The sequence below is a fragment of the Amycolatopsis sp. NPDC004747 genome (genome assembly GCF_053601335.1).
On record NZ_JBSGBQ010000004.1, the window covers coordinates 148719 to 167460 of the forward strand.

Annotated in this window: 7 protein-coding genes; 4 read left to right on the plus strand and 3 right to left on the minus strand. The window is 75.0% G+C overall.

The window, feature by feature from the left end; translation table 11 throughout:
* Positions 1–17: 17 nt before the first annotated feature.
* The 3 genes from ACWEGE_RS07740 to ACWEGE_RS07750 form a co-directional block, all read right to left on the minus strand.
* Complete coding sequence (locus ACWEGE_RS07740) at positions 18–8435, minus strand: AMP-binding protein (RefSeq protein ID WP_449659650.1); 8418 nt, start codon at positions 8433–8435, stop codon at positions 18–20.
* Positions 8432–12265, minus strand: a complete 3834-nt coding sequence (locus tag ACWEGE_RS07745) for a non-ribosomal peptide synthetase (protein ID WP_449659651.1) — start codon at positions 12263–12265, stop codon at positions 8432–8434. The genes ACWEGE_RS07740 and ACWEGE_RS07745 overlap by 4 nt, the downstream gene beginning before the upstream one ends.
* A gap of 172 nt (positions 12266–12437) precedes the next feature.
* Positions 12438–13124: an SDR family oxidoreductase gene (locus tag ACWEGE_RS07750; protein WP_449659652.1), complete on the minus strand. Its 687-nt coding sequence runs from the start codon at positions 13122–13124 to the stop codon at positions 12438–12440.
* An 80-nt stretch (positions 13125–13204) separates the two neighbouring features.
* Here ACWEGE_RS07750 and ACWEGE_RS07755 point away from each other — a divergent pair, with 80 nt between their 5' ends.
* The 4 genes from ACWEGE_RS07755 (at position 13205) to ACWEGE_RS07770 (ending at position 18740) form a co-directional block, all read left to right on the plus strand.
* Complete coding sequence (locus ACWEGE_RS07755; protein ID WP_449659653.1) at positions 13205–13774, plus strand: TetR/AcrR family transcriptional regulator; 570 nt, start codon at positions 13205–13207, stop codon at positions 13772–13774.
* Positions 13775–13925: 151 nt separating this feature from the next.
* Positions 13926–15851 (plus strand): LuxR C-terminal-related transcriptional regulator, encoded by a 1926-nt coding sequence (locus tag ACWEGE_RS07760; protein WP_449659654.1) that lies wholly within the window; start codon positions 13926–13928, stop codon positions 15849–15851.
* Positions 15852–15892: 41 nt separating this feature from the next.
* Entirely contained in the window at positions 15893–16048 is a 156-nt protein-coding gene (locus tag ACWEGE_RS07765; RefSeq protein WP_449659655.1) for a thiazolylpeptide-type bacteriocin, read from the plus strand.
* A gap of 64 nt (positions 16049–16112) precedes the next feature.
* The gene (locus ACWEGE_RS07770; RefSeq protein ID WP_449659656.1) at positions 16113–18740 is read left to right on the plus strand and encodes a lantibiotic dehydratase; all 2628 of its coding nucleotides are present in this window, start codon (positions 16113–16115) and stop codon (positions 18738–18740) included.
* The last annotated feature ends 2 nt before the right edge of the window (positions 18741–18742 follow it).

Consider the following 18742-nt stretch of genomic DNA (forward strand, 5'->3'; position numbering starts at 1 on the left):
CTTTCCTCCGGTGGGTCTCACCGTCCGATGGCGGCGGCCAGTTCGGTGACGTGCGGGGTGCGCACGATGCTGTAGTGGGTGGCGGGCAGTTCGTGCCGGCGGCTCGGCTCGGGCAGCAGCTCCCGCCAGCCGTCGCGGTCGGCCACCGGCAGGCCGGGTTCGGGTTCGGTGGCGAGCCAGAGGTGGCTGGGTGTCGCGGTCAGCCGGGGCAGCGCGTGCCCGGCCATGCTGCGGAGGTTGGCCCGGCACGCGCGGGCCAGCCTCCGCGCGTGCTCGCCCGCCGCGCCGCCCGAAGCACCCAGCTCGCGTTCGAAGACCGTCTCCAGCTGGGCCTCGCTGTAGCCGGCGGCGCTCGCGCCCGGCGGTGGCGGGTCGATGAGGTGCAGCGCCCGCACCGGCTGCCCGGCCGCCTCGGCCTCGGCGGCCATCCCGGCCGCGACCCAGGCGCCGAACGACCACCCGGCCAGCTGCCAGGTCCGGCCCGGGACCTGCTTCCGCAGCGCCGCGTAGTAGCGGCCGGCCCGGTCCTCGACGGACCACCCCGGCGGTTCGGGCCTGCTCAGCGCCGGGTCGGCGATCACGCAGACGCCGAGTTCCGGCGGCAGGGCCTCGACGAGCGGCCGGTAGGCGTGGACGTCCCCGCCGACGGGGTGCACGAGGCAGACGGCCTGGCCGCCGGTGCCTTCGCGCCAGACCTGCACGACCACCTCGTCGGCGTCGGCGGCTTCGCCGAGCTTCGCCAGCAGCGCCGCCATCGTGACCTCGGGGCCCAGCCAGGCCAGGTCCAGATCGACGCGGTACAGGCGTTTCACCGAATCGACGACGTCCAGCAGGGTGAGGGAATCGGCGCCGAGGTCGTAAAGCGGGACGTCCGGGTCGAGTTCGGCGACGCCGAGCAGGGCGCGCACCTCCTCGGTGAGGTCCGCTTCGGCCGGTTTCGCCGCCGGCGTGGTGTCGCGTTCGTGGAACCCGCGGGCGGCGTCGAGGCCGGTGGTCGCGACCAGCAGCTGCGGCAGCCCGGTGCCCAGCGCGCGGGCGAAGGTGCGCCGGCCTTCGTCGTCGGTCAGGCCGACGGCCAGGTGGGCCTGGTGCCGGGCGTCGGTTTCCAGGGCCGTGACGGCCATGCCGCTGTCGCGCCAGACGTCCCAGGCGATCGAGAGGCGGGCCGTCGGGCCGTCGCGGTGGGCGAGCGCGTCGAGGAACCCGTTGGCGGCGGCGTAGTCGAGCTGCCCGGTGCCGCCGAACTGCGCGGACAGCGACGAGCAGTGGACGGCGAACGCCGGCCGGTCGCGGGCGATGAGGTCTTCCACGAGGAGGGCGCCGGCGAGTTTGACGCCCTGGGTGCCTGCCCCGCGGGTGGCGATCAGGCCACCGGCCGGGGTGCCCGCCGCGTGGACGATCCCGGTGAGCGGGCCGGGGATGTCCGCCGCGGACGTCCGCGTGAGGTCGGCGGTGAGCAGCTCGACGCGATCGGCCCACGGTTCGAGGGACTCGGGCAGGTACGGGTGGCGCGCGAGCAGGAGCACGCGGCCGGTGGTGCGGGTGAGCAGTTCTTCGGCGACCGCGGTCCCGATGCCGCCGGTGCCGCCGAGGACGAGGTAGGTCCCGTCGGCCGGGGTCCCGGGTTCCGCGGCGGCGACGGGGGCGCTGTCCTGGGCCCACCAGAACCCGGCCCGCCGGGCGACCCGGGCGGGCGGCGTCGGGCCGGTGAGCAGGTCGGCGACGGCGTCGAGAGCGCTGTCTTCGAGGTCGACCCAGTGGCCGGGGACGCCGCTTTCCTGCGGGCCGACGGCGGTGATGCCGGCCAGCAGCCCGGCCTCCGGGCGGGTGACGGCGGTGTTCGCGGGCGCGGCGCCGGCGGAGACCCACCAGGTCCGGACCGGACGGCCGGTGGCGGCCCGCAGGAGGGCGGCGGGGGTGTCGACACAGGCCCGTTTCGCGCGGTTCAGCGATTCTTCGCCGACGGGTCCGGTGATGCCGAGCGGCAGGGTGTGGAGCCAGTCGATTTCGGCGCCCGGCAGGGAATCCAGTACCTGACGCAGCTGCGCGGTGTCGGCGGGGTCGGCTTCGAAGGCGCCGGGGCCCCGGCGGGCGAAGCGGTCTGCGGCGTGCACGCGGACGACGCGCGAGTAGGCGGCGTCGAGTGCGGGCGCGGTCAACGGGCCTTCACCGGAGATGACGAGGGTGCGCCCGGTCGTGGCGGCGCTCGCCGCCCGGCGGAGGCGGACCCAGGTGGGCTGGTGCAGCCAGCCGGCTTCGGGCAGGCGAGTGGTGGCGGCCCGCCGCGGGAAGTCGAAGTCCCGGGCGTCGAAGGCCGGCGGCGGGAAGTCCCACGGCGCGGGAGCCGGGGCCTGACCCCAGTCGACCGAAGCGCCGTCCGACCAGGCGGCCGCCCGCTCCGCGGCATTTTCGCCGGCCGGCGCCGAGCCCGGGGCCGATGCCTCCCGGGGTTCGGCGGTGCGCAGGTACTCGACCGCGGAGGCCGCGTCTTCGCAGGCCGCCGCGATGCGCCAGCGACCATCCGGCCGGCCGGACTGCAGGTGCCGTAGAACGTCCACATAGGACTCCGGGTGGGCCGACAGGTACGTCGCCACCCGGGCCGCGTCGAGCCGCAGGGCCGCGGCGCTGCGGGCCGAAAGCACCAGACACCGCACCGGTTCCGGGCGCGACGGCGCACCCGGGCGGACCGACTCGAGCACCACGTGCGCGTTCGTCCCGCCGATGCCGAAGCTGCTCACCCCCGCCACCCGCGGGCCCGCGGGCCACGGTTCGGCGGCCGTCGGCACCCGGAACGGGCCCAGGTCCAGCGCCGGGTTGGCCGCCCGGAAGTCCACCGTCGGCGGCACCACCCCGTGGTGCACCGCCAACGTCGCCCGGATCAGGCCCACCACCCCGGCCGCCGCGCCGAGGTGGCCGAGCTGGCTCTTCACCGATGAAAGCGCGCACGTCGAGACGTCGGGCATCGCCTCGCGCAGGGCCGCCACCTCGATCGGGTCGCCGAGGCGGGTGCCCGTTCCGTGCGTCTCCACGTACCCCACGTCGGCGCCCGAGCGCCCGGCCCGCCGCAGCGCGGCCCGGATCGCCGCGCGCTGGCCCGCGGGCGAAGGTGCGCTGTAGCCCTGCTTCACCGCGCCGTCGTTGGTCAGTGCCGAGCCCGTGATCACCGAATACACCGTGTCGCCGTCCCGGCGGGCCGCCGAAAGCGGCTTCAGCACCACCACGCCGACGCCGCTCGCGCCCACCGTGCCGTCCGCGTCGTCGCTGAACGGGCGGCAGTGCCCGTCCGGCGAAAAGATGTGCTGAGGCCGGTACCGGTACCCCTCGGCCAGGGTGACGTCGACGAGCACGCCGCCGGCCAGCATCACCTCCGCCTCGCCACCGCGCAGCATCGCCGCCGCCTGGTGGACCGCGACCAGCGAGCTCGAGCACGCCGTCTGGGTGGTCAGCGCCGGACCGGTCAGGTCGAGGTGGTAGGCGACCTTCGTGGCGAGGAAGTCCTTCTCGTGGTGCAGGGCCAGCTGGAAGCCGTCCGGCAGCGCGGCCGGGTCGGCCTCGCGCAGCAGCTGCTGGAAGTAGGTGTCCTCACCGCAACCCGCGATCAGCCCGACGCCGGCCCCCGAAGTGATCCCGGCGTGCGCCAGCGCCTCCACGCACGCCATCAGCAGCTGCCGCTGCTGCGGGTCCATCAGCGCCGCATCGCGCCGGCTGATCCCGAAGTGCTCCGGGTCGAACGCCAGCGGATCGGCCAGCAGGCTGCGCGCGCCGACCAGGCCGTCCGCCGCCGGAAACTCTTCGATGCCGCGACGGCCCGAGACGACCAGGTCCCAGAACGCCGCCAGGTCCCGCGCACCGGGCAGCCGCACCGCCATGCCGACGACGGCCACCGGCTCGTCGGCCGCGGCACGGGCGGACGAAGCGGCGGCGGCCGGGCCGCTTTCGAGGTGCCGCGTCAGGTCCCGGAGCGTGACGTGCTCGAAGAGGTCCGCCACGGTGAACCGGTACCCGGCTTCGGCGCAGCGCAGGTGGAACTTCATCAGCGACAGCGAACTCGCGCCGGCGGCGAAGAACGTCTCGTCGGGACCGATCGGCGCCCCGGTCACCTCTTCGAACAGCACCGCCAGCTCGCTCGACGGCACCTCCGCCGCCCGGCGGAGGTCCGTCCCCGGTGCCAGGGGAGCGGCGTCCCGGTCCAGCTTCCCGCTGGGCGTGCGCGGCAGGGTGCCGACGACCCGGAAGCGGTCCACCCGCGCGTGCGGCGGCAGCAGCGGCACCAGGAAATCCGCCAGCTCGGCCGCGGACGGCGTCCGGCGGCACTCCAGGAACGCGGCGAGCCGGTCGCCCTGCGGTGCGACGACGGCGTTGACGACGTCCGGGTGCCGCAGCAGCGCCGCCTCGACCTGCCCGAGTTCGAGGCGGTGGCCGCTGAGCTTGACCTGCCGGTCGGCCCGGCCGTCGAAGTGCAGCAGCCCGGCGCGGTCGAAGTGCGCGAGGTCGCCGCTGCGGTAGTACAGCTCCGGCAGCTCGGCGAACTTCTCGGGAGCCGCTTCGCCGAGGTAGCAGCGGTTCGCCGGGAGGCCCCCGATGAGCAGCTCGCCGATCTGCCCCGCCGGCAGGGGCGCACCGGACGCGTCGGCGACCCGCAGGACCACGCCCGCCACCGGACGGCCGATGGCGGGCCGCTCGGGCCACGAAGCCGGATCGCCGTCGAGGGTCAGCGCGCTGACGACGTGCGTTTCGGTCGGCCCGTAGTGGTTGTGCAGCCGCGCGCCGGGCAGCCCGGCGAACCAGCGGCGGATCGCCGGCGTGCACACCAGCTGCTCGCCGGCGGTGATCACGTCTCGCAGGCGCGCCGGGTACCGCCCGAGCCGGACGCCGTGCTCGGCCAGCAGCTGCAACGCGACGTACGGCAGGAAGATCCGCTCGATGCCGGCGGTGTCCAGCTGCGCCAGCAGCGCCGGGACGTCGTGGCGCCAGTCCGGCCGGATCAGGTGCAGCCGTCCGCCGCCGCAGAGGGTCGTGAAGATCTCCTGGAACGACACGTCGAACGACAGCATCGAGAACTGCTGCGTCACCGCGGGCGGCGCGTCCTGCCACTGCAGCAGGTTGGCCAGCGTGCGGTCCGGGACGCGCACGCCCTTCGGCACCCCGGTCGAGCCCGAGGTGAACAGCGTGTAGAGCGGACGTCCGGCGTGCCGGGCCGGGACGTCCGGCACCGGCCCGCCGCCGAGCGTGACGTACCGCTGTTCGACGTCGGTCTCGAACGTTTCGCCCGGGGCGAGCAGGACACAGCGCGGCCGGACGCGCGCGAGCATGGCGTGCAGCAGTTCCGGCGGGTACGCGGGATCCAGCGGCACGGCGGTGATGTTCCGCCGGGCCAGCGCGAGGAGCGCCACGACGTGCTCGGCCGACGGCCGGAAGTACAGCGCGATGTCCGTGGCGTCCTCGGGCAGGGTGGCCGCGAGCCGGGCCGCGTGCGCGTCCAGTTCGGCGTAGGTCAGTGTCGTGTCGCCGCTCAGCGCCGGCGCGCCGGGCGTGCGGGCGACCTGCCGCGCGAAGCCCTCGGCCACGGTTTCCCACGTCAGGACGGCCTCGGCACCACGGCCGTTGTCACGGCGCTCCGGAGTCCGGGCGTCGCCGTGCAGGGCACGGTCGAAGACTTCGCCGAGGGCCGTCGCTTCGGCTTCGGTGAAGTGGCCTTCGCCGTATTCCCAGAGGCAGTCGAAGCCGTCCGGCCGTTCCACCACCGACAGGGTGAGCGCGCACTTCGCCTCGGCCGCTTCGATCCACTGTGGACTGACCAGGCAGCCGGGCAGGCTCAGCGCGCCGAAGTCGGTGTTCTCCAGGACGAACAGGTAGTCGAAGGCCGCGTAGCCGGGGTCGAGGTCGGCGAAGGCGACGTCCTGGCCGTCCAGCGCCGCACCCGAAGCTTCGCCCAGCCGGCGGAGCTGGGCGGCCAGGTCCTCGCCCGGGTCCACGGTGAGCGGCAGCCGGACGGTGTTGGCGAACATCCCGACACTGTCTTCGAACGCCCGCACCGGCCGGTTCGCGACCGGCGCCGCGATCCGGGGCCGCGTCCGCCCGGTCACCGCGTAGAGGCTCCACGCGAACACGCCGAGCAGGAGCTGGAACCGCGTCAGGCCCAGTTCGGCGGCCCACTCGTCGACGCGCGCACGGTCGATGCGGGTCGTGTGCAGGCGCCCGGCCAGTGACGCTTCGCCGAGGGGCTCGGCGTCGTCGACCCGGTCGGTCAGCCGGTCGCGGTAGCCGGGGGAGGCGAACCAGCGGGACTGCCACGCGGCGAAGTCGAACGGCGTGTACGCGTCCGGCCGCGGCTCGGCGCCGGACAGCTCGCGGAACAGGACGTTCAGCGACCAGCCGTCGACCGCGATGTGGTGCAGGCACAGCAAAAGGGTGCCGTCGGGTCGCCAGGCGGCCCGCAGCAGCCGGCCCGAGGCCAGGTCGAAGGGCGCGGTGAAGAAGTCGCCGGAGGGTTCGGTCCACGGGTCGTAGGGCGCCTTTGCCACCTGCCGCAGACCGTCGGCGGTCGCTTCGAACGCGGTGCGCAGCGCGAGGTGCCGCTCCACCAGCGCGCGGACGTCCCGGCGCAGGGTGTCGACGTCCGGGGTGCCGGTGACCTCGAAGGCGAGCGGCACGTGGTAGGCCGTGGAAGCCGGATTCCGTTGCTGCAGCAGCCAAAGCCGCTGCTGTTCGCTGGTGGCCGGGGCCGTCGGCGCGGTCGTCGGCGGCGCCGGGTCCGGGTAGGCCGCCCGCCCGGCGGCCGCCACGGCCGCGGCGAGGTCGGCGAAGGTCCCGCGTTGGACGACCGAAGGCGGCAGGTCCGTGCCCCAGCGCTCCCGGATCGCGAACCGCAGCCGCAGCGCCTTGAGCGAGTCGCCCCCGGACCGCAGCCACGTGTCGCCGGGACGGAGGTCCGGGACGTCGAGAATCTCCGTGACCACGGCCAGGACTTCGCGCTCCCACTCGGTCGCCTCGCCGCCGGTGTCCGGCCGCCACGGCGAAAACGCGCCCGCCAGCAACGCGGCTTCGTCGACCTTCCCGTTCGCGTTCCGGGGCAGCTCGCCGACGCGGAAGACGTGGTGGGGCCGCATGTAGGACGGCACGGTTTCGTCCAGGTGCGCTTCGAACGCGTCGAAGGACAGCTCGCCGGCCACGACGAAGGCGAGCAGCTCGGCCGTGGCCGCGCGGCGCACGGCCACGTGGGCCTGCCGGATCTCCGGGTGCGAAAGCAGCCGCTGCTCCAGCTCGCCGGGCTCGATCCGGAACCCGCGGACCTTCACCTGCCGGTCGGTGCGCCCGACGTAGGCGTACCGCCCGCCCGGCAGCACCCGGACCAGGTCACCGGTGCGGTAGAACCGCGCGCGGCCCTCGTCCAGCCACGGCAGCCGGACGAACCGCTGCCCGGTTTCCGCGGGCAGGCCGCGGTAGCCGAGCGCGACCCCGGCGCCGGAGAGGTACAGCTCGGCGACCTCGCCTTCGGTGGCGACGCGCTCGTCCGGGGTGACGGCGACCGCGCCGGTGCCCGGCAGCGGGCGGCCGATCGGCACGACGTCGCCGTCGAAGCCGCGGGGGATGGTGTAGCTGAGCGCGAAGGTCGTCGTTTCGGTGGGGCCGTAGCCGTTCTGCAGCCGCGTCGGCGACTCCGGGTTGGCCCGGTACCAGCGGCGGATCAGCGGGGCGTTGAGCTGCTCGCCGCCGATGACGACCCGGCGCACGGTCGAGAAGCTGCCCGGCACGGTCTCGGCGACCGCGTTGAACAGCGTCGCGGTGACGAACATCGTGTCGATGCGTTCGCGGACGAGCGCGTCGGCGAACGCCTGCGGGTCGCGGACGGTCTCGTCGTCGAGGACCACGCACGTGCCGCCGGTCAGCAGCGGTACCCAGACCTCGAAGCTGAGCGCGTCGAAGGCGGGGTTGGCCAGGCACGCGAACCGGGTGCCGATGTCGAGCCAGCCGGGCTCGGCCAGGCGCAGGATCCCGGCGTCGCGCACCTCGACGCCCTTCGGCCGGCCCGTGGTGCCCGAGGTGGCGAAGAGGAACGACGCCGGCGCGGGCTCCTCGGGGATCCCGGCCTCGACCGGGATCAGGTCGGGCAGCTCGTCCTCGAGCACCGCGACCGCGCCCGCGTCGGCGAGGATGGCGTCCCGGCGCGCGGGCGGGCTCAGCCGGTCGAGCGGGACGACCTGGCCGCCGAGGCGCAGCACGCCCAGCATGACCTGGACCAGTTCCGCCGAGCGCGGCAGGGCGACGGCGACCGCGTCGCCGGGGCGGACTCCCCGGCGGGCCAGCGAGTCCGCGACGGCGGCGGCGCCCGCGTTGAGCTCGGCGTAGGTGAGGCGGCGGGTGCCGTCGGACACGGCGAGGGCGTCCGGGTGCCGCTGGGCCCGGTCGTGGACGCGGCGGGCGATCGAGGTCATCGGGCCGCCAGCTCGGCCGAGATCAGCTTGGCGACCAGCGGCAGCGCGTCGCTTTCCAGCATGTCCCAGTGCCCGCAGTCCGCGGGGACCACCTCGAACCCGCCGCGGGCCCGGCGGCGCCAGAACTCGGCGGCGCCGGGGACGGTGTCCTCGCCGACGGCCTGCACGAACACCACTCGCGCGGCCGTTTCGCCGGGATCGTGCTCGCGCGCGGTCCGCCGGTTGTGGTTGTACGTGCGGTGGTAGCGCTCGATCTGCGCGTCCTCGATGCCGGGGTACATCCCGTTGAAGCGGACCAGCTTCTCGCGGAACTCGGCCGCGGGCACCGGCTCGATCGCCGCCTTCGCGGCCGGGTCGTCGGTGGCGGTCGTGTCGAGCAGGACGACGCTCACGCGCGGGTGGTGCTCCGCGAGCCGCCGCCCCATCTCGTAGGCGACCAGGCCGCCGTAGGAAAGTCCACAGAGGACCAAGGTCTCCCCGGGGCGCGGGCCGACGAGCCGCAGGTACTCCTCGGCCATCGCCTCGACGCTCGGGAGCGGTTCTTCGCCCGGGTTGAGGCCGGGGGACTGGATGCCGAGCACCCCGGCGTCCTCGGGCAGGGCGGCGCTGAGCGGCAGGTAGCAGAACGCGGTGCCGCCCGCCGGGTGCACGCACACGACCCGGGCGTCGCCGTCGCCGCGGCGGAACTCGATCAGGCTGCCGCTCTCCGGCGGGCGGTCCGCGCGCAGCAGCGCGGCCTGCGCCTCGATGGTGGGGTGCAGGATGACGTCCCGGATCGGCAGCTCGCGGCCGAATTCCGCGCCGATCGCGTGGGCCAGCTTGATCGCCGAGATCGACGTGCCGCCGACGTCGAAGAAGCCGTCCGAGACCCCGATCGCGGGGTGCAGCAGCAGGTCCCGCCAGATCTTCAGCAGCGCCAGCTCGACGTGGTCGCGCGGGGCGGTGGTGTTGACCGCGGCGGGCGCGCTCGAGCGGGCGCGGGCCAGCACGGCGTCGCGGTCGAGCTTGCCGCTGCGGTTCAGGGGCAGCCGGTCGAACCCGGCGAACACCGATGGGATCATGTAGTCCGGCAGCCGCCCGGCCAGCGCGGCCCGCCACTCGTGCGGGGTCCGGCTTTCCCCGGCGACGCCGGCGACGAGCCGGGGCTCGCCTTCGCGGTCCACCAGCACGGCGGCTTCCCGCACGCCGGGGACGGCCAGCAGCGCGGCGGTCACCTCGCCGGGTTCGATGCGGAAGCCGCGCAGCTTGATCTGGTCGTCGCGGCGGCCGGCGTACTCTGCTTCGCCGTCGGGCAGCCACCGGGCCAGGTCGCCGGTGCGGTACATCCGCTCGCCGGGGACGAACGGGTCCGCCACGAACCGCTCGGCCGTGAGCCCCGGCCGGTGCAGGTAGCCGCGGGCCAGGCAGTCGCCGGCCAGGAAGACCTCGCCCGCCACGCCCGGCGGCACCGGGCGCAGCCGGTCGTCCAGCAGGTACAGCCGCGAGCCGGGCAGCGGGCGTCCGATCGGGGCCGGGCGGTCGCGTGGCTGCGGGTCGAAGTGCGCGGTGGCGTAGAGCGTGGCTTCGGTCGGCCCGTAGCCGAAACAGATCCGCAGGCCGGGCAGCGCCGCGGCGAACCGGGCGAGGGCGGCCTCCGGCAATGGTTCGACGCCGGTGAGCAGCTGCCGCAGGGCCAGCCCGTGCAGGCGCGCGGGATCTTCGTCGGCCCACCGGACGTACGCGGGCGGCAGGAACGCCTGCACCACCCGGTGTTCCCGTAGCCACGCCATCAGCGCCGCCGGATCGGGCCGGACGTCCTCGGGCACGACGTGCAGCACGGCGCCGGTGGTCAGGGGCAGCAGTAGTTCGTGCACCGAGGCGTCGAAGCCGATGCTCGACCAGGCCGACGTCGCTTCACCGGGGGTGGCCCCGAAGCGGTCGAGCCATTGGTCGAACAGGGCGAGGACACTGTGGTGGGTGACCTCGACCCCTTTCGGCCGCCCGGTCGAGCCCGACGTGTAGATCACGTAGGCGGTGTCGCCGGGCTCGGTTCCGGCCGGTCTCCGGGTTTCGTCGCCTTCGGCCTCGAGAGCGTCGAGGTTGGTGACGTCGGCGCCGAGGACCAGCACCGGGCACGCGTCCTCGACCATCGCCGCCCGCCGCGCGGCCGGCTGGGCCGGGTCGAGCGGGAGGTAGGCGGCCCCGGTCTTCAGCACGGCCAGCACGGCGGTGACCAGCTCCCTCGACCGTCCACTGAGGACGCCGACGACCCGGCCCCGGCCGGCCCCGCGGGCGCGCAGCGCGTTCGCCAGCTTCGTGCTGCGGCGGTCCAGCTCGCCGTAGGTGTGCGTGCGGCCGTCGCAGACGAGCGCGGGGGCGTCCGGGGTCGTGTCGGCGTGGGCGGTGAACCGGTCGACCAGCCCACCCGGACGCCGGTTCGGCCGCGGCCCGGTGCTCCAGGAGGTGAGGATCTCGCGGCGTTCGGCGTCGTCGAGGAGCTCGTGCTCCGCGATGGGGGCGTCCGGCCGGGCGGCCAGCTGGTCCAGCAGCCGGACGAGGTACCGGGCGTACCGCTCGGCGGTGGCGTGGTCGAAGAGGGCGACGGCGTAGTCGAGGTGCCCGAGAACGTCGCCGTCTTCGTCGGCGAGGCCGAGAGCGAGGTCGAACTTCGCGGGGGCGTGCTCGACGTCGAGGGGTTCGACGGTCACGCCGGGCAGTTCCAGCAGGTCGCGCTGGGTCGGCACCCAGGCGAACATCGTCTGGAACAGCGGCGTGTGCGCCGGGCTGCGTGGCGGGTTCACGAGCTCGACGACCCGTTCGAACGGCAGCTCGACGTGGCCGATGGCGCCCCGCAGGGCCGCGCGGACCTCCTTGAGCAGGGTGGCCCCGGTGCGGGCACCCGAGAGCTCGGCCCGCACGGCGAGGGTGTTGACGAAGAACCCGAGCGTGTCGGGGTGCTCGCCGGCGGCGCCGCGGTTGGCGGCCGGGACGCCGACAACGATGTCAGTTTGCGCGGAAAGTCGGGATAGCAGGATGTACCAGCAGGTCAGGATGGTGGAGTAGAGCGTGACACCATGCTCGCGCGCCACCGTCTTGAGCCGCGCGGTGAGATCGGGCCCGAGGCGCACCGGCACCCGCGCGCCGCGGAAGTCCTGCCGGGGCGGCCGCGGCCGGTCGGCGGGCAGCTCCAGCACCGGTGGGACGCCGTCGAGCCGTTCCCGCCAGTAGGCCTGGTGCGGCGCCGGCCCGTCGCCGGCCAGCCAGTCCTGCTGCGCCCGCGCGTGTTCGCGGTAGGGCCGCGCGGGCGGCAGGCCGGCGTCCGCGCCGCTCGACTCGGCGGCGTAGAGGAGGCCGAGTTCGCGCAGCAGCAGGGTCCGGGACCAGCCGTCGAAGACGACGTGGTGGACGGTGATCAGCAGGACGTGTTCCTCGTCGCCGTCCCGGAACTGTCGGTGCTCCCCGGTAGCGTGGAGACCGGGGGGCGGCGCCCCGACCAGCACCCGCGCCCGCGCCAGCGGCGCCCGCGTCAGGTCGAACGGCTCGAGCGCCTCCCGGCGCCGCAGCTCGGCCGCTTCGGCCGGCCGCCCGGTGACGTCGGTGACGACGCACGGAAACCCGTGGCCGGCGGGTTCGACCACCTGCACCGGGCTCCCGTCCTCGACGACGATCCGGGTGCGCAGGGCTTCGTGGCGGTCGGCGAGGGCGGCGAAGGCCCGTTGCAGCGCTTCGCGGTCAAGCGGCCCCCGCAGGGCGAAGGCCATCGTCTCGTTGTAGGCCGGCCCGGCACCGTCCAACTGGGAAACTGTCCAAAGGCGCTGCTGACCGGACGACAGCGGGGCGGACACACGCATCGGGGACGGCCTTTCCAGGCGGGGCGGGCGAACCGGTACTGCTTTGTGCCGTCGCGGCCGAGTCGGGGAAACGCTCTCTGTCTGTGGCGCAAGTTAACACCACACCATCGGGTGAAGACGAGGGCTGACAAAAGTTTGCCCGGAAGTCCCTGTGTGCTGCCCCGCCCCGGGCTCAGCGGGTCAGGAACCCGCCGTCGACGAACAGGTCGTGGCCGTTGATCCCGCCGTTGCCCAGCAGGAAGTCGGTCGCGTCGGCGATCTCGGCCATGGTGACCAGCCGCCCGATGGGCGTCCGCGAAGCCTGCGCCCCGAGGTCGGCGTCACGCCAGCGGGGGCTGTCGCCCACCAGACCCGGGTGCAGGGCGTTGACCCGGTGCGGCGCGAGCTCGACGGCGAGGGTCTTCACCAGCCCGGTGACGGCGCTGTTGAAGGTGGTGATGACGGTGGAACCGGGGTAGGGCCGCTCCTTGGCCAGGCCGCCGAAGAGGACGACGGAAGCCTCCGGCGTGAAGTGCTCTCGGAGCACTCTGACGGCTTCGGCGTAACCGACCAGCTTCGTCGTCACCGCGGTGATCGCCTCGGCGATGTCGAAGTTCCGCAACGTGTTCGGACGCTGGTGGCTGGCCGTGATGACCAGGTGGTCGAGGGACGGCACGCCGGCGGCCGAGGCGGCGACGGTCTCCGGTCGCGAGAGGTCCAGCCCGAAACCGGTCGCGGTGGGCGAAATCTCCTTGGCGACGGCTTCGGCGCGGCCGGCGTCGCGCCCGGCGAGCACCACGGTGCCGCCCCGGTCCGCGTGCCGCTGGGCGATGAAGCGGCCGAGGCCGTCGGTGCCGCCGATGATCATCGTGGTGCTCATGAGCTCTCCTCCGGGTCTTGTTGACCACTTGGTCATTAAGCAGCATAAGCCGCTTGTTGACCACTTGGTAAATTGGGGCGGTGACCCGACGACCCCATCGCCGCGACCCGGAAGGCCACCGCCAGGCCATCCTGGAAGCGGCCCGCACCTGCTTCGGCGAACGCGGCTTCGCCCGCGCGACGGTGCGGGACATCGCCGCCCGCGCCGGCGTCACCCACGGCCTGGTCCTGCGCCAGTTCGGCTCGAAGGAGCAGCTGTTCCTCGCCGCGGTGCCGGGCCACCGCGAGCTCGACGCGGTGATCGCCGGCGACCCGGAAACGCTGCCCGAGCGGGTCGCGCAGGCCTACGTGACGCGGATGGAGGCCGACGCCGCGGTCGACCCGCTCGTGGTCCTGCTGCGCAGCATCGCCTCCGACCAGCAGGCGGCGGCGAAGCTGTACGGCGCGATGGAAGCGAGCAGCATCCGGGCCTACCGCGAGGTCATCGACGGCGAAGACGTCGCCGCCCGCGTCGCGATGCTCGGCGCGCAGCTCATCGGCGTGACCGTCAACCGGTACATCGCCCGCACCGGGCCGCTGGCCGAGCTGCCGGTGCCGGCGCTGACCGGGCACCTGGCCCGCGTCCTGCGGCACATCCTCTTCGGCCCCTGACACCGGCGCTGAGAACGGCACTGAGAACGGCACTGACACCGGCACTGTCGACGGACTGTCGAAGAGTTGTCGACGGCGGGCCCGATGATGCGCCGGTGAAAGCCGGGGGCAGGGGAGGCTCGCGATGGTGGCTGGTCAGCACCTTCATCCGGTGGCGTCCGGGCGCGGTGCGCCGCTGGGACCGCCGCTGCTGGAGCGCGAGGCCCAGCTGGGGTCGCTGCGCCGGGCGCTGGCGGGCCGCGGGCACGTCGTCCTGGTGCGGGGCGAGGCCGGCGCCGGGAAGTCGGCCCTGGTCCGGCACTTCCTCGGTGAATGCGGCGGCCGGACCGGCACCTGGGTCGGGCTGTGCGATCCGCTGCGGCGGCCGCCGGCCCCGCTGCGCCGCGACACCTCGTCGCCCGCCGGCGGCGAGGTCGCGGACCTGCTCGCCGCCCCGCACGGCGACCCGGCCTGGCCCACGGCGTTGCTCGACGCGGTGTCGCGCGGGCCGGACCGGACGGTCCTGGTCTTCGAGGACCTGCACTGGGGCGACGACGACGCGCTGGACCTCGCGGTGTTCCTCGGCCGGCGGATCGCCGGGCTGCCGCTGGTCCTGGTGCTGACCTACCGGGACGACGAGCTCGGCCCGCTGCACCCGCTGCACCACGCCCTCGCCCAGCTCCCGTCGGAGCACGTCACGACCGTGACGCTGCCGCCGTTGTCCCTCGGCGCCGTCACCGAGCTCGCCCGGCCGTCCGGGCTCGAGGCGGGCCCGGTGTTCGAGCTGTCCGGCGGCAACCCGCTGTGCGCCGCGGAACTGCTCGCGGCAGGCACGCTGGAGGTCCCGCCGCGCATCCGCGCGTTGACGTTCGCGCGGCTGGCCGGGCTGTCCGAGGACGGGCGGGCGGTGGCCCGGCTGGCCGCCGCGCACCCGGACGGCGTCGAACCGTGGCGGCTGGACGAAGCCGCCGGGACGCCGGGGAATGCGCTCGAAGACTGCCTCTCTTCGGGACTGCTCGTGCTGCGGGACGGGCGCTTGGCCTTCCGGCAGGAACTGTCCCGCCGGGTCGTCCGGGAAGCCTGCGGCCCGGTCCACCAGGCCGGTCCGGCTGCGGACGTGGCCTGCTCGGCGATGCGGTACACCGTCTCCCGGGACCGGGCGCGGGCCGGCGCCGCGATCGCCCGCGCGCTGGATTCCGCCGCCGATCCCGGCACCCGCCGCCGCCTTCGTGCCGTGCGGTCGCTGCTGCACCTGCACCACGGGGCGTGGGCGGACGCGGAGGCCGACGCCGTCGCCGTGGCCGGCACCGGTGACCAGGCCGGGGCGCTGGCCGGTTCCGTGCTGCGGCGGATCCGGGCCCGGCGTGGCCTGCCGCCGGAGGGACCGGTCGGGCCGGGCCACGGCGGCGAGCCGGCCGCCGAAGCCGCCGTGGCCGCGGCCGAGCAGAGCTGGTGGCGGGACTTCGCCATCCCCGACCCGGCGCCCCTGCGCCGGGCCTTGGAAACCGCATGGGACCAACGGCATCCTTGGCGCGCCGGAGAGCTCGCGTGGTGGTTGCACCGCGCGGGGGCGGCGCCGCCGGTGGCGGACTGGTACGCCGAGCCGTACCTGCTGATGCTGCACGGGAACTGGCGGCAGGCCGCCGCGGCGTGGGCCGCGCTCGGCTGCCCGTTCGAGGAGGCGGAGGCGCTGGGCGCGGCCGGCGACGGGCGCGCCCTCCGGCTGTTCGACGAGCTGGGCGCGACGGCGGCCGCCGCCCGGCTGCGGCTCGCGAACCCGTCCCGCGCCGGGACTTCCGGCCCGTGCGTGCTCACCGGCCGGCAGCGGGAAGTGCTGAGCCACCTGGCCGACGGCGCGAGCAATGCGGACATCGCCGCCGCGCTCGGCATTTCGGTGCGGACCGTCGACCACCACGTGGCCGCGGTGCTGATGAGGCTTTCGGTCGGGTCGCGGCGGGAGGCCGTCGCCGCGGCCGCGCGGCTGGGCATCGGCCTAGGCAATTCCCCTGTGGACGGTCCGGGAAGTTGGGCAGTCACTACCGATTCCCGGCGCCGCGGCCGCTGGCAGGGTGAACCGCGATCCGGGTCGCACTCCTGACCGGCCCGGTGCCGGAACCCGAGCTGGTGAAGGGAGATGAAATGGAAATCATGGCCAACCTCGAGCTCTCGGACCTCGATCTGGACGAGCTCGACGTGACTTCGCTGCGCGACACCGTGGCGTTGCCGGAGACCGGCGCCTCGTCCAGTGGCGCCTGCCCGCAGAGCGGCTCCTGCCGCCACTGCAACGTGACGTGACGATCGGAACCGGTGGCACCTCCGCACGCGGGGGTGCCACCCCTCGACCGCGGGGGAGGCGGGAATGGCACGAACACTGAGCGAACGGGAACCGGTCCTCGCCGGGAGCGACGTCGTGGTCGCATCCCACGCGCTGGTAAGGGTTTCCGCGCTGCCGTACTGGCCGGCCACCGAAGCGATGCAGACCTTCCGCGACCTCCTCGACGCGCTGACGGCGTGCGAACTCCGCCTGGCGCGGCTGGTTCCCGAGCTCGAACAACAGCTGTACCGGTCCCGGCCGGGGCATTCCGAGCGGTTCCACCGCCAGGTCGTCCTGCCGCTCCGGCGGAACATCCACAATGGACGGACGGTGTCGCGGGCGCTCCAGGACGCCGCCGCCGTGCTGCACCCCCGGGTGCCCGCCCTGCCCGCCTGGCTGGCGGCCGTCGAGGACCGGGACCGGCTGCGGCGGGAGCTGGCCGGCCACGCCGGCCCGGCGCTGGCGGACGAGCGGGCCGCGATGGCCGCGGTGTGCGCCTCCGAACCGCTCCGCCGCGCGGCCGCGTCCTCCGGCGCCGACCTGCTGTACGGGCTGGAGCGAGCGGCGGCCGCCGGGGCGGCGCCGGGAGCCCGGGTGCGCAAGGCCGAACCCAAGATCCTGCGCCAGGCGTTGCGCGCCACCACGAAGACCAGCCCGCGGTCCTGGTACACCGCCGTCGGCTGGGGCGTGTGGGACCACGGCGACCGCACCCTCGGCCGGCTCGACCGGCGGGCGGTCACCCGGCCCGACCAGGGGCTGCTCAGCTGGGTGCTCTGGGCCCTGCTCGCCCGCCCCGACGTCCGCTGGCAGGTACCGCACCGGAGCGCGCCGGGGCTGACCCTCGAACCGGGGCACGTGACGTTCCGGCGGGACCGCCCCGCGGTGTCCGCCCGGTACATCGGCAGCATCGAGCAGCGGGTGCGGCTGCCGCGGACCGCCACCCTCGACGTCGTCGTGGCCCGCCTCCGCGCCGCGGGGACCGGCGGCGTCCGGCTGGGCTCGTTGCTGACCGAGGTCACCGGCCGCCTGCCGGGTGGCGAGGACGCCGCCGCCGCGGTCACCGGCTACCTCGACCGGCTGGCCGACGAGCAGCTGCTGGTGCCGTCGGCCCCGGTGGACCCGCAGGCGCTCGACCCGCTGCCCGCACTGGCGGACTGGGCCGATCGGGCCGGCTGCCCCGAGGAGGCCGCGATCCTGCGGAGCGTCGGCCGGGAAAGCCGGGCGTACGCCGGGGTGGCGGCGCGGGACCGGCACGCGGCCGACGAACGGCTCGAGCGGCTCTGGGCCCGGCTCAGCTCCCTGGTGGGGGCGCCGCCGCTGGGGCGCCCGGTGTCGCCGGTGAAGGAGGACGTCGTGCTCCGGGGCCGGTTCGCGCTCGGCCGGGCGTTCGGCTCGGACGTCCGGCACGACCTGGCCAGGCTGGCGCCGTTGACCGAGCTGTTCGACGGGGCGGTCGTCCTCCGCGCATTGCTGCGCCGGCGGCTGCTCGACGCCGGCGGCCGCTGCCGGCTGATCGACGTGGTCCCGGAGGCCGCGCAGCTGTGGGCGGCCGCGGGCCGGGTCGGTGCCGACGGCACCGTCTCGCCGGGGGAGCAGCCGTTGCCGCCCGAGCTCACCGACCTCGCCGCGCTGCGCGCGGAGGTCACTGCGGCCGTCCGGGCGGGCGCCGTGCGGGACGGCGAGGTCGAAATTCCGGACCCCGTGCTCGCCGAGGTGGCCGCCGCGCTGCCGGCCTGGCTGCGGTGCCGTTCGGCGTCGCACGCCTACTTCGTCCAGCCGGCCGGGCGCGCGCTCCCGGACCCCCGGAAAGCGGTCCAGTGGTGCGTCAACCAGGTCGGCGACGGCTGGGGCCGCTACAGCAGCCGCTTCCTGCACTGGCTCGACCCCGAGCTGGCCGAGCGGATCACCCGCAGCACCCGCGCGGCCCTCGGCGACCGGCGGATCGTGCAGTACCGGCCGGTCGTCGAGTCGAACGTGAACGTGCACCCGCTGCTGTTCGCCGACGAGGTCGGCGAGGACCCGGCCTGGGCCGGGCTGCGGCCCGACGACCTGGACCTGGTGCACGATCCCCGTACCGGTGCCGTGCACCTGCGGGTGCGCGGCACCGGCGAGGCGATCAACGTGCTGTACCTCGGTTTCGTCCTCGCCCCGGTGCTGCCCGACCGGGCGATCCCGCTGTACCTCGACCTCGGCACCAGCCTCGCGACCTTCGGCCACCTCGCGCCCGTGGAGCCGCTCCGGTTCGCCGGGCGGCCGGTGCGGCGGCGGCCCCGGCTGCGCTACCGCGGCCTGGTGCTGGCCCGGCGCTCCTGGACGCTCGAGACCGAAACGGTCGCGGAGTGGGAAACCGAGCTCCGGGCCGAGGGCGACGTCCCGGTGCACGCCGTCGCGCGCTGGTCGGCCGGGCTGGGGCTGCCGGGCACCGCGTTCCTGCGCAGTGCCGACCGGCCGCCGTTCGGCACCGATCCCGAAGTCCTCCGGAAGTACCTCACGGCCACGAAACCGCACTTCGCCGATCTGCGGAGCGCGCTGCACCTGCGGTGCCTGCGCGCGTGGCTGAGCCGGCACGAAGGTCCGGCACGCATCGAAGAAGCCCTCCCGGAGCCGGGCAGCGGACCGGGTGACGGCCGCGCCGTCGAGCTCATCGTCGAAACCTACCGAAGGAGCGGATGACC